This is a genomic window from Alkalihalobacillus sp. BA299, from assembly GCF_017745675.1.
Classification (GTDB): Bacteria; Bacillota; Bacilli; order Bacillales; family Bacillaceae_F; genus Alkalihalobacterium.
The window spans coordinates 47,912-59,872 of sequence record NZ_JAFLJM010000024.1 but is presented as its reverse complement, the minus strand read 5'-3'; the positions used below and the strand labels follow the sequence as shown (position 1 = coordinate 59,872).

Below are 11,961 nucleotides of genomic sequence, written 5' to 3'. Positions count from 1 at the left end.
TGTTGCGAACAGGACGTTCGCGTTCTTAATCGAAGATCATTCATCACTGTGACGTTTTAAAACATTGACGAGATATCATGTATCTCTTTATTTCGCTTGGCTTTTTGTTCAGTTTTCAAAGAACTTTTTTATGATGTTGCCTCAATGGCGACTTTTAAATCATAACACAAGCAAAAATTAAATTCAAGTACTTTTTTAAGTAATTTTTTGTTTTGCTCCTGAAAAAATTCATTATTGATTGCGTAAGGAATACTATAACACCTCCATATTATATCGTCAACACCTATTTTTCATTTCTTTTCTACCTCGTGGTCAATGTATAAACTACTTCACGAGGTAGAACATACGATAATCTAATTAAAATGCTTATATTGGGAGGTTCTTATATATTTAGTGCACTCTTTAGGTGAAGCAAAACGCCGGTAAATCCCAAAAATAATTTGATACTTTTCTTCCATCGCTTTTTTTACGATGTTATCTATTCTTGGATCAGTTAAATCAAGAAGTAATTCCTCCATCTCTCTCTTTAATAAATACTCTACTTCTTGTACTTCTTTCATATTTAGCAAAAACCCAAGCATCATTTTTCCACCTCTACCAATTAATTTAAAGAGTCTGTTTTAAAATTGTTTTCTAAATCCTGTAATTTTATTCATATCTTGTCCGCTAATGCATAGAGTTATTTTAGAGGAATGGACAGGGAGGGGTAAGATGAAGTTCTTTTTAGTATGGAACGGGAAGAAAATAAAGCAATTATCCATTATTATTGTTGCTGCCTTTTTTACAGCTGGAATTTTATTTGTAGAACGGAACGAATTAATGGTCTTTTCAACATCAGATGGACCACAAGCCTTTTACAAAGCAAAAACGAATGAAAAAATTATTGCTTTAACATTTAATATTAGTTGGGGGGATCAAAGAGCATTACCAATCCTTGATGTTTTAAAAGAGAAAAGTGTTCAAGCTACATTTTTCCTCTCTGCTGCATGGGCTGAACGGCACCCAGATATTGTTAAGCGCATCGTTGAAGATGGACATGAAATCGGCAATCACGGATACCAATATAACAGCTACCCTTCTTGGGATGATGAGAAAATTAAAAAGGATATACGCCGAGGCGATCAAGTATTAACAGATCTTACAGGAAAAAAGCCAGCTTTATTAAGACCACCACACGGTCAATTTGATAAACGTATTCTAACTATTGCTGATAAACTCAAATACTCTATTGTTCACTGGAGTGTTAATACGAATGACTGGGAAAATCCTGGTGTAGATCAGATTGTAGAACAAACGGTGGATCAAGCTAATAAGGGAGACGTTATTCTTCTTCACGCCTCTGATGCCGTTAAACAAACCCACAAGGCTTTACCTATTATTATCGATCACCTAAAAGGGAAAGGTTATCAATTTGCAACAGTTAGTGAATTAATAGCTAGCACTACTACAAAAAGTGAAGAAATTAAGTAAAAAAAATTGCGTGTTCGTAAAAGACATGCCCCCTACACCATAATTCCAATTCGTTATATCTATGGAAAAGAAACAGCTGTGAGCTTCACACCTGTTTCTTTTTTGAATAAGTATTAAATTATTTAGCTGTTTTCGTAAACTTTGTTGCTATTGGGCCGTTATTTGAACATAAATCAGCCCTAATGGACAAATTCATTTGTCCATCTGGCTGATTTATGTTCAAAAGGCTTCACGCCAAGCGTGAAGAACCAAGCTTTCCCTTGGTTAACGGTCCAATAGCTAAAAGCAACAACCTTTTAGAAAAGAGCCAATTATTTTGATTGATTGCCTGTTAAGCGGTGTAATATTAGTAGCTGCCATGTATTAGCTGTTAGCAATGGAGCAAAATATATCCACAACCACTTTGGATCATTAACTGTTAAAGCGGGAACCCATTCAATAGTTGTAACAACAACAATAAAAAATAACGCCGGAATAAAAGCACTTTGATTCGTATCTTTCGCTTTAAAATACGCAATAATAATACCATAAATTAAAAGAAAAAATGGCATCCATATATAATTAAGCACTGTTTCACCTTCATGGGCAAATGAAAGGTAACGAAGATATATTAAATCAAATATAACAAAAGCAATAATTACAACTTGAACTTTATTCCATAATTTCGCTGCCTTAAATAAACCTAGTCCTAAGCGATGTATGGTTAAGTAAGCAAAGAAACCCATTTGACTAATTAAGCTAAAAGCAGCACTAATCCCAAGTAACCAGATTAAACCAAAAATAAAATTCATGATACCTTCAGCTGTATACATCGACCAATCTAAGACAAGCCCTACTATCGCACCACTAAGACTCCCAATAATAAGAGAAGTAAAAAATAAATAAACAACTTTACGGCTATTCACGATGAACGCTCCTCCATCTTTCTTTTCATGCTCTATTGATTGTACCAATGACACCTTAAAAAATCTAGATTACTCCATGATCCTACGCATAATTTTTGTAGAAATATTGCATATTAATGACAAAATGATCGAAAGGAAGAGGTTTATGGGGCGAAACTACAAACTATTCTTACTCCTAGCAATCTTCGTTTTTACTTTTTCAGGCTGCGCAACCGCTGAGGGTGGTGGAAATAACCAACCTGATTATGAAGATATGAAAAAAATGATGGTTGATATGTTGCAGACAGAAGAAGGGAAAAAGGCGGTCTCAGAAGTTTTAACGGATGAAAAAGTTCAAAAAAACCTCATCATGGAGCAATCTTTTGTAAAACAAACCATTCAACAAACTTTAACTTCTGAACAAGGTAAAGAGTTTTGGCAAACGACGATGCAAGAACCGGAGTTTGCTAAAGCGTTGGCTGAAAGTTTAAAGGAAGAGACAGAGCAAATGCTGAAATCACTGATGAAAGATCCTGAATACCAACAAATGATGATGGATATATTAAAAGATCCAGAAATGGAAAAAGCAGCACTAGATTTAATGAAAACAAAAGAATATCGCCAACAAGTAATGACCATTATGTCTGAAGCATTTGAAAGCCCATTCTTCACTGCTAAAGTAAATGAAATTCTTGAAAAAGTTGCAGAAAAGCAGATGAAGAAGGAAGATGAAGAACAGAAAAAAGAAGAAGAAGGCGGAGGCGGCGGAGGTTCTTAATTATAAAAAGGCAGTCCCAAATAAGTGTCAGCTAGTACTATTACAAAATATTAATGCTGTTGCATTTTCTTCCGTAATAGAACTGGGAACGAAGACACTTATGGGACTGTTTTTTTATCTTTCCACTTTCTCAATGATACGTTTAGCAATGTTTGTGTATATTTGACCAATTGGATGGCTTTCATCATAAATGGAAGGAGCAAAATCATCTTTATTAATCTCAGGTTGTCCTAGTGGGATTTGCCCTAAGACCTCCGTTTTCAATTCTTCGGCTAAACGCTCTCCTCCACCAGTACCAAATACGTATTCTTTTTCACCTGTTACTTTACTTTCGAAATAAGACATATTTTCTACGACACCAATGATTTCATGGTTCGTTTTGATTGCCATGGCACCTGCACGTGCTGCAACAAATGCAGCTGTTGCATGAGGCGTAGTTACGATGATCTCCTTCGAATGAGGCAGCATCGTATGAACATCTAGAGCCACATCGCCTGTACCAGGAGGTAAATCTAATATTAAATAATCAAGCTCACCCCACTCTACTTCACTAAAGAAATTGTTGAGCATTTTTCCTAACATAGGGCCTCTCCAAATAACAGGGGCATTATCTTCAACGAAAAAGCCCATTGAAATCACTTTTACCCCAAAACGTTCGACAGGATAAATTCTTTCAGCAATTACTTTCGGACGTTCTTCTACCCCCATCATATCAGGAACACTAAAACCATATATATCAGCATCAATAATGCCGACCTTTTTACCTAATCGAGCTAATGTTGTCGCTAAGTTAACCGATACTGTCGATTTTCCAACACCGCCTTTACCACTTGTTACTGCGATAAACGTTGTATTTTTTGATGTAAGAAGTGATGGAGATTGCTTCTGTTGAATGCCACCACGCTGTTGTAGTTCTTGTTCTGTTAAATTCTCAAAACGAAGACCAACTGATTCCGCTCCAGCTTCTTTTAATATATTGACCATCTGTTGCTGTAATTGCATTTGTTCTGCTGTCCCTGTTTTGGCAATGGCTATTTTCAAACTGACGTGATTATTATTAATTTTGATTTCTCGGATTGCATCAATTTCTACAATGGATTTATTTAAAAATGGATCCATCACCGTTTTTAATGCATTTATCACTTTTTCTTCTGTTAACAACGAGCACACCATCCTTTATATGTAGATATATTTAGTATAGCATAACTCGTATTAGGATACGTTGATTACGCTTTCAGCTATTAAGAAGCAGGAACGGGTTCCTCTGCATAATAGCGTAGTATTCCTTGATAAATCGATGCAGCAACTTTCTGTTGGTATTTTTCTTTTTCAAGTAGTTCAGCTTCTTCTGGATTGGATAGAAAACCAACTTCAACAAGAACACCAGGAGTTTTAGCTTGTTTAATTAAATATACGTTACCGATTGGCTTGGCGACGCGATGTGTATTTTCTAAGTTTCGGCGAATTTCATCTTGAACAAATTTTGCAATATACTCATTTTCTTCAATTGTTCGATTATAAAAAGTTTGAGCACCTTTCCATCTTGGTGAGGGGATGGCATTAAGGTGGATACTAACGAACATATCACCATTCGAACCATTAATTAACTCGACTCTTCGTTTTAAATCTTGAACTTTTCGTTGACGAATTTTTTTAATATCTTTATCCGCTAAGTCACTGTCTTCTTCTCGAGTCATTAGTACAAGTGCTCCAGCTTCTTGTAGGTAATCACGTAACTCAAGAGCAATACTTAACGTCACATCTTTTTCAAGTAAACCTTCTTTAGACACTGCTCCACCATCTGGTCCGCCATGGCCCGGGTCGAGTACAATGACTTTTCCTGATAAGGGAAGTTGCCAAGTTGACCAAGAGTCATTGCTAACGAATTGATATTGTATAATAAATAATAACCCAACAACCGCTAGAGCGAAGCCGCCCCCTTTAATCCACTTTTTCATTCCCAGTCCCTCCTACGTCCTCTTCTCTTTATTTATATTGGGACAGGGAGGAAAATATGAACAGAAACTTGTCTAGTTTAGTGCAGTCTCATACGGTATCTTTTGGTACCTTCTATAAAGCCTTTCTCCCACCACTGTTCAATAAATTGTTCAACAGCTAAATATAACGAATCTAATCCAGTATCACGATACATATACCAACCTTCAAGAATGTAATACAATTGCGTATAAATATCTTTTAGTTCTTCTTCACAACGAAACCGTACGTCTCGAACACCTTCACCGTAATACCCAAACCGACTAAACTCTGCTCCAATTAAAAACGAATCAATGGCTGCATCAATGATTGGATCGATTAAGAAAGGTTGATACTGAAAATGAAAGGGAAACAACGGTTCAAAATGTTGTTGGGCATCTTTCTTTAAGTCCTTTAACGATAACTGTCTTAATACTTTACGTTCAAATTTCCAGCGCTTTTCACGTTGTTTTTCCGAAAATGTTGTTATAACTGTCATTGGAACCCTCTCCTCAATACCTTTTTTCATTAGTATCGAGAAAAGTAACTAACCTCATGCTATGGAAATACCGTTGATTTTATCCAAAAATGAAAGGTTAATTTAGACGGTAGTCTAACCACGGATTTATCAGTCTAATTTCAGTTTTATCAGTCTAATTTCAAATATATCGATCTATCTCCAGTTTTATCGATTATTTGTCCCTAAAATAAGCTTGTTATGCGCAAAAAAAGCCTCGGTCTGCGACCAAGGCTTTTGCAAAAATATTAACGTTTTGAGAACTGAGGTGCACGACGTGCTGCTTTAAGACCGTATTTTTTACGCTCTTTCATACGTGCATCACGAGTTAAGAAACCAGCGCTTTTTAATGGAGCACGGTATTCTGGATCTACTTCTAAAAGCGCACGAGAAACGCCATGACGGATAGCTCCCGCTTGTCCAGTATAGCCTCCACCAGTAACGTTAACAATAACGTCGTATTGTCCTTCTGTTCCTGTTTCAACTAATGGTTGCTGAATGATTAACTTTAATACTTCTTTGTTCCCGAAGTATTCATTGAATTCACGATTATTAATAACGATACGACCGTCGCCTGGCACTAAACGAACACGTGCAACAGAGTGCTTACGGCGACCTGTACCATAATATTGTACTTGTGCCAAAGTAATACCCTCCTTTTAATTAACCACGAAGTTCGTAAACTTCTGGTTTTTGTGCTTGGTGTTTATGTTCGCTACCAGCGTAAACGTGTAACTTCATACCTTGTTTACGTCCAAGTGTGTTCTTTGGAAGCATGCCTTTAATTGCAAGCTCTAACATACGCTCTGGTTTATTTTGAAGCATTTCGCCTGCAGTAGTTTGCTTAAGTCCACCTGGATGATTTGTGTGACGGTAATAAATTTTGTCCTGTAATTTCTTTCCTGTAAGAACGATTTTCGATGCGTTGATAATGATCACGTGATCACCTGTATCTACGTTCGGAGTAAAGGTTGGTTTATGTTTACCACGAAGGATAGAGGCAACTTCACTTGCAAGACGACCTAATGTTTGGCCTTCTGCATCAACAACATACCATTTACGTTCAACTTCATTTGGCTTTGCCATAAATGTTGTACGCATGATTTTCCCTCCTATTTAAACTTTCATCATTTTAGTTTCATTTTTTATGGTAATTGCATTGTCTATAATAACAATCCTAAACAACCCGGGGCTAGTGGGTTTCATTTAGAAATACCATCTAACATCTTATAATATCTAGCAACCAATGTCAACAACTTGTTACACGGGGATGAGTTGTTTTGTAAAAAATATTTCTAATTCTTGTATTTACAGAAAGAGTACAGCTCATACATGTCATTCGTAATCTACTTTCCATAAATACAAACCATGTCCAGGAGCTGTTTTTCCTGACTTTGTACGATCTTTTGCTAAGATTATCTTTTTCATATCATTTACATTTCGTTTGCCTGCTCCTACTTCCAATAAAGTTCCTACAATAATCCGCACCATATTGTAAAGAAACCCGTTCCCTTGAATCCTAAAGATAAGTTCGTCTTCCTCTTGGATGATCTCCAAGTGATAGATGGTGCGAACTTTATCTTCAATTGGTGAAGCCGTTGAACAGAAGGATGTAAAATCATGTATACCGAGAAGGAACTCTGCTGCTTCCTGCATCGCATTCACGTTCAGCTCATGCGGAAAATGATACGTATAGCGGCGCCGAAACACATCATGAAGTTTGCAATTTAATACACGATAGCGATACTCTTTTCGAACAGCCTGGAACCGTGCATGAAAGTCCTGGTTAACCTCTTGTACATCACGAATGACAATATCTTGAGGTAAGTTTGCAGCAAATGCCCGACCCCACTTTTCAGTAGGAATATGAAGCGGTGTATCAAAGTGAATGACTTGACCTATAGCATGAACAGAAGCATCCGTTCTACCAGAACCAAATACTTGTATAGATTGATTTTTATGAATCGTTTTTAACGCTTTCTCTAATTCACCTTGAACTGTTCTCCTATCTGGTTGGATTTGGAAACCTGAAAAGTCCGTACCATCATAGGATATAACACATTTATAGCGCCGCATTAACTACACCTCACTTATGCCCTTAAAAAAAATAGACTGATTCCGAAAGTAATAACTACAATAACAATTACTGTATCTTGAAACGACCAGCACAGCTGGCGAAGCTTCGTTCGACCTTCTCCACCACGGTAACCTCTTGATTCCATCGCTAAAGCTAAGTCCTCAGCACGCTTAAAAGAGCTAATAAACAACGGGATGAGTAGAGGAATAAATGCTTTCATTCGATCCTTAAGAGGCCCACTAGAAAAGTCAACTCCTCTAGCCATTTGGGCTTTAGCAATCTTTTCTGTCTCCTGTAATAACGTAGGAATAAACCGCAGGGATATCGACATCATTAACGCTAGTTCGTGAGCAGGAAGTCCAAACCGTTTAAATGGTGATAGAATACTTTCTAAACCATCCGTGAGATCCATCGGTTTCGTAGTTAACGTCAATAGTGACGTGAAGATGACTAAAACAAGGAGACGCATAGATATGAATACCCCTTGTGTAATCCCAGATTCATATATTTTAAATGGCCCCAACTCAAAAACAAGCTGGCCTTCTTTATTTAAGAATAAATGCAGAATAAGAGTAATAAAAACAAGTAGTAAAATCGGCTTTAAGCCTTTATAAATAAAACGAATAGGCACCCTTGAAAGGAAAATCGTAGCAAAACAAAAACTGATGATTACAGCATAAGAAACCCAACTATTCGCCATAAAAACAACGATAACAAGTAAAAACACAGCTAATAATTTGGCTCTCGGATCGAGTCGGTGCAAAATCGAATTTCCTTGTACATATTGACCGATTAAAATATGTTGAAACATCGCTTCACCTTTTTTCAAACATATACTTCTTTATAAATTGTGCAATTTCATCGACGGTAAATAAATCGCATGGCATTTGCTGCTCAAACTTTTGTTCCATTTTATTTAAAAGAGCAATCGTTTCAGGGACGTCTAAACCAATAGTCTGAAGTAGCTCAACATTTGAAAAAATTTGTTGGGGACTTCCTTCTAAGACCATTTCTCCTTGATTTAATACGATAATCTGATCTGCAAACGTTGCTGCGTCTTCCATATGGTGTGTAACTAATACAGTAGTTAATTGCTTTTCCTGATGTAACCGGTAAAACATATCCATAATCTCACGACGGCCTTTGGGGTCTAGTCCTGCAGTTGGTTCGTCAAGTACTAGCACTTTAGGGTCTAAAGCTAGAACACCTGCAATGGCAACTCTCCGCTTTTGACCACCACTTAATTCAAAAGGCGAGCGTTTTAAGAAATCTTCAGATAATCCTACGAGAGGCATGAGCTTCCTTGCTCTATTTTTCGCCCTTTCTTCTGGGACACCAAAATTCATTGGACCAAAGATAATATCTTTTTCAACAGTCTCTTCAAATAATTGATGCTCTGGATATTGAAAAACTAACCCTACATTTTTTCGAAGTGACTTTAAGTCCTTCGTTTTCTGCATCGCAATCAGTTCAATCTTTCCAATTTTAACGCTTCCAACAGTTGGTTTGAGTAACCCATTTAAATGTTGAATTAACGTTGACTTTCCCGAGCCTGTATGACCGATAATTGCAGTATAAGAGCCACGGGGAATGGTAAACGATAATTGTTTAAGAACTTCTTTTTCAAACGGCGTTCCTTGCATGTACGTATGGCCTAATTGTTCAACTTTAATTTCCATAGTTCCTCCACAATATCGTCTATAGAAAATGTCACATTGTGTAATCGTATACCTTCTCTCTCTAATTGTTGCTGAAGCTTTATAGAGAAAGGTATATCGAGGCTTTGGTTGTGCATAAATTCTTCATCAGTAAGAATTTCAATAGGCATCCCTTCGCGAACGATCTCACCTTGATTCATTACGACGACACGATCTGCTAATGTAGCTTCATTTAAATCATGAGTAATCGATAGGACCGTAATCTGTTCTGTTTTTCGTAAATGCAAAACTGTCTGAAGGACTTCCTTTCTTCCTTTTGGATCTAACATCGATGTTGATTCATCCAATACGATCACAGATGGTTGGATTGCAATAATACCAGCTATCGCTAACCGTTGTTTTTGACCACCAGAAAGTCGATGTGGCTCTTCATTTAATAAATGAACGATACCAACCTTCTTGGCACTATCTCGAATTCTTTCTTCCATTTCTATTGGATCAAACCCGTTATTTTCAAGACCGAAAGCGATATCATCTTTCACAGTAGTTCCTACTAATTGGTTCTCAGGGTTTTGAAATACAAGCCCTACACTCTTGCGGATCTCCCACATCTTCTCTTCATCTCGTGTATTCATCCCATTAATCAACACTTCACCAATATCAGGAACAATTAAGCCATTTAAAAATCTTGAAAGAGTCGACTTTCCTGAACCATTATGGCCAATAATGGCGAGCCATTCTCCTTTTTTAACTGTAAGTGAAATATTTTTTAATACTTCTTCACCTTCAACATCATACTTATAAGTAAGGTCACTAATTTCAATTGGATGAACCATGAACATCACCTTATATAAATAATCTTTTGTACCATAACTGTGTGAATGGATAATAAATCATACTCATTAACCATTCCTATATAAAAAAGGGCTGTGAGTGAGAGCAAAAATGCTCACAACCTGTCACGCCCTTTGTCGTCAAATATATATAATGTATCAGCAGTAATTCAAAAAGTCCGGGAACGATAGCTTGCGAAACTCGTTGTCAGCTTGCTATCCGCTACTCACGTATTAACACCATACGTTCCGTTGCTCAAGCATGCGCTTCCTCGATTTTCTTGCCTCTCGTTGTCCTCCTTTTTGAACACGTATTATAGAAAATTAAACTAGCTCAATAATTGCCATTGGTGCACCATCACCACGGCGAGGACCTACTTTTAAAATACGAGTATATCCACCTTGACGCTCTTCATAACGAGGTGCGATATCTTCAAAAAGCTTTTGAATAGCATCTTGACCTACTTCTTCATTAGCCACTTCACGACGTACGAAAGATGCTGCTTGACGACGCGCGTGAAGGTCACCACGTTTACCAAGAGTAATCATCTTTTCAATGATTGGGCGAAGTTCTTTAGCTTTTGATTCAGTAGTTTGAATTCTCTCGTTGATGATTAAGTCAGTAACTAAATCACGTAATAACGCTTTACGACCAGCACTATCACGACCTAATTTTGCATATGCCATGACTGTTTCCCTCCTTTGTAACACTTATATGTTTGCCTAAACAGGCACGACGAATTTATGATAAAAACACAAGAAAAACGGAGAAGCGCACAGTCTTAGCGTCCCCTATTAGTACCTATTCTTCCTTACGAAGACCTAAGCCTAATTCAGCAAGCTTTTCTTGAACTTCTTCAAGTGATTTTCGTCCAAGATTACGTACTTTCATCATGTCTTCTTCTGTTTTTTGCGTTAATTCTTGTACGGTGTTTATTCCAGCACGCTTTAAGCAATTGTAAGAACGAACAGAAAGGTCAAGTTCTTCAATCGTCATTTCAAGAACCTTTTCCTTTTGATCTTCTTCTTTTTCAACCATAATTTCAGCATTTTGCGCTTGATCTGTTAAACCGACAAAAATGTTTAAATGCTCAGTTAAAATTTTAGCACCTAATGATACTGCTTCCTCAGGACGAATGCTGCCATCAGTCCACACATCTAAGGTGAGTTTATCATAGTTCGTAATTTGACCTACACGTGTATTTTCGACTTGATAATTCACTCGAGATACTGGTGTGTAGATCGAGTCAATTGGAATCACTCCAATTGGTTGATCTTCAGACTTATTATCTTCAGCAGGAACATAACCACGTCCACGTTTAGCCATTAAACGCATATGTAGTCTAGCACCCTTTGATAACGTTGCGATATGAAGATCTGGATTTAATACGTCTACATCACTATCATGTGTTAAGTCACCTGCTGTAACTACACCTTCACCTTGAAAATCAATTTCTAAAACCTTCTCTTCATCCGAGTAGATTTTTAGAGCAAGTTGCTTCAAGCTTAGAATGATGGTCGTTACATCTTCTACAACACCTTCAATCGTAGAGAACTCATGTAACACTCCGTCAATCTGAACACTAGTTACAGCAGCTCCTGGTAAAGAGGATAAGAGGATACGACGTAAGGAGTTCCCTAAAGTTGTACCATATCCACGTTCTAGTGGTTCAACAACGAACTTCCCATATTTAGCATCTTCGCTAACTTCAATCGTTTCAATATTTGGCTTTTCTATTTCAATCATTCAACAAACCCTCCTTCAAAACG

15 protein-coding genes are annotated in these 11,961 nt (G+C 37.2%); 2 read left to right on the top strand and 13 right to left on the bottom strand.

What is annotated here, in order from left to right:
• Positions 1 to 353 precede the first annotated feature (353 nt).
• Positions 354 to 581, bottom strand: coding sequence for a hypothetical protein (locus J0N78_RS22575; RefSeq protein ID WP_209125350.1), 228 nt, complete (start codon positions 579 to 581; stop codon positions 354 to 356).
• Positions 582 to 711: 130 nt separating this feature from the next.
• Here J0N78_RS22575 and pdaB point away from each other — a divergent pair, with 130 nt between their 5' ends.
• The gene (gene pdaB, locus J0N78_RS22570) at positions 712 to 1,470 is read left to right on the top strand and encodes a polysaccharide deacetylase family sporulation protein PdaB (RefSeq protein WP_209125349.1); all 759 of its coding nucleotides are present in this window, start codon (positions 712 to 714) and stop codon (positions 1,468 to 1,470) included.
• 311 nt (positions 1,471 to 1,781) lie between these two features.
• Here the strand turns inward: pdaB and J0N78_RS22565 are convergent, their stop codons facing one another.
• A complete protein-coding gene (locus tag J0N78_RS22565; RefSeq protein ID WP_209125348.1) occupies positions 1,782 to 2,375 on the bottom strand; it encodes a KinB-signaling pathway activation protein in 594 nt (197 codons plus the stop codon).
• Positions 2,376 to 2,520: 145 nt separating this feature from the next.
• Between J0N78_RS22565 and gerD the strand changes: the two genes are divergently transcribed.
• Entirely contained in the window at positions 2,521 to 3,132 is a 612-nt protein-coding gene (gene gerD, locus J0N78_RS22560; RefSeq protein ID WP_209125347.1) for a spore germination lipoprotein GerD, read from the top strand.
• Between the two features lie 114 nt (positions 3,133 to 3,246).
• Here the strand turns inward: gerD and J0N78_RS22555 are convergent, their stop codons facing one another.
• The 11 genes from J0N78_RS22555 to J0N78_RS22505 form a co-directional block, all read right to left on the bottom strand.
• The gene (locus J0N78_RS22555; RefSeq protein ID WP_209125346.1) at positions 3,247 to 4,293 is read right to left on the bottom strand and encodes an Mrp/NBP35 family ATP-binding protein; all 1,047 of its coding nucleotides are present in this window, start codon (positions 4,291 to 4,293) and stop codon (positions 3,247 to 3,249) included.
• An 80-nt stretch (positions 4,294 to 4,373) separates the two neighbouring features.
• Complete coding sequence (gene cwlD, locus J0N78_RS22550; RefSeq protein ID WP_209125345.1) at positions 4,374 to 5,090, bottom strand: N-acetylmuramoyl-L-alanine amidase CwlD; 717 nt, start codon at positions 5,088 to 5,090, stop codon at positions 4,374 to 4,376.
• Positions 5,091 to 5,167: 77 nt separating this feature from the next.
• The gene (locus J0N78_RS22545; protein ID WP_209125344.1) at positions 5,168 to 5,605 is read right to left on the bottom strand and encodes a DUF2521 family protein; all 438 of its coding nucleotides are present in this window, start codon (positions 5,603 to 5,605) and stop codon (positions 5,168 to 5,170) included.
• Positions 5,606 to 5,871: 266 nt separating this feature from the next.
• The gene (rpsI, locus tag J0N78_RS22540) at positions 5,872 to 6,267 is read right to left on the bottom strand and encodes a 30S ribosomal protein S9 (protein ID WP_209125343.1); all 396 of its coding nucleotides are present in this window, start codon (positions 6,265 to 6,267) and stop codon (positions 5,872 to 5,874) included.
• Between the two features lie 19 nt (positions 6,268 to 6,286).
• Positions 6,287 to 6,724, bottom strand: coding sequence for a 50S ribosomal protein L13 (gene rplM, locus J0N78_RS22535; protein ID WP_209125342.1), 438 nt, complete (start codon positions 6,722 to 6,724; stop codon positions 6,287 to 6,289).
• 234 nt (positions 6,725 to 6,958) lie between these two features.
• Positions 6,959 to 7,699 (bottom strand): tRNA pseudouridine(38-40) synthase TruA, encoded by a 741-nt coding sequence (truA, locus tag J0N78_RS22530; protein ID WP_209125341.1) that lies wholly within the window; start codon positions 7,697 to 7,699, stop codon positions 6,959 to 6,961.
• Between the two features lie 14 nt (positions 7,700 to 7,713).
• On the bottom strand, positions 7,714 to 8,511 hold the full coding sequence (locus J0N78_RS22525; RefSeq protein WP_209125355.1) for an energy-coupling factor transporter transmembrane component T family protein: 798 nt from the start codon (positions 8,509 to 8,511) through the stop codon (positions 7,714 to 7,716).
• Between the two features lie 4 nt (positions 8,512 to 8,515).
• Positions 8,516 to 9,379, bottom strand: a complete 864-nt coding sequence (locus J0N78_RS22520; RefSeq protein WP_209125340.1) for an energy-coupling factor ABC transporter ATP-binding protein — start codon at positions 9,377 to 9,379, stop codon at positions 8,516 to 8,518.
• Positions 9,355 to 10,194, bottom strand: a complete 840-nt coding sequence (locus tag J0N78_RS22515) for an energy-coupling factor transporter ATPase (protein WP_209125339.1) — start codon at positions 10,192 to 10,194, stop codon at positions 9,355 to 9,357. The genes J0N78_RS22520 and J0N78_RS22515 overlap by 25 nt, the downstream gene beginning before the upstream one ends.
• A 321-nt stretch (positions 10,195 to 10,515) precedes the next feature.
• Positions 10,516 to 10,878 (bottom strand): 50S ribosomal protein L17, encoded by a 363-nt coding sequence (gene rplQ, locus J0N78_RS22510; RefSeq protein WP_209125338.1) that lies wholly within the window; start codon positions 10,876 to 10,878, stop codon positions 10,516 to 10,518.
• Between the two features lie 115 nt (positions 10,879 to 10,993).
• Positions 10,994 to 11,938 (bottom strand): DNA-directed RNA polymerase subunit alpha, encoded by a 945-nt coding sequence (locus J0N78_RS22505; protein WP_209125337.1) that lies wholly within the window; start codon positions 11,936 to 11,938, stop codon positions 10,994 to 10,996.
• Between the last annotated feature and the right edge of the window lie 23 nt (positions 11,939 to 11,961).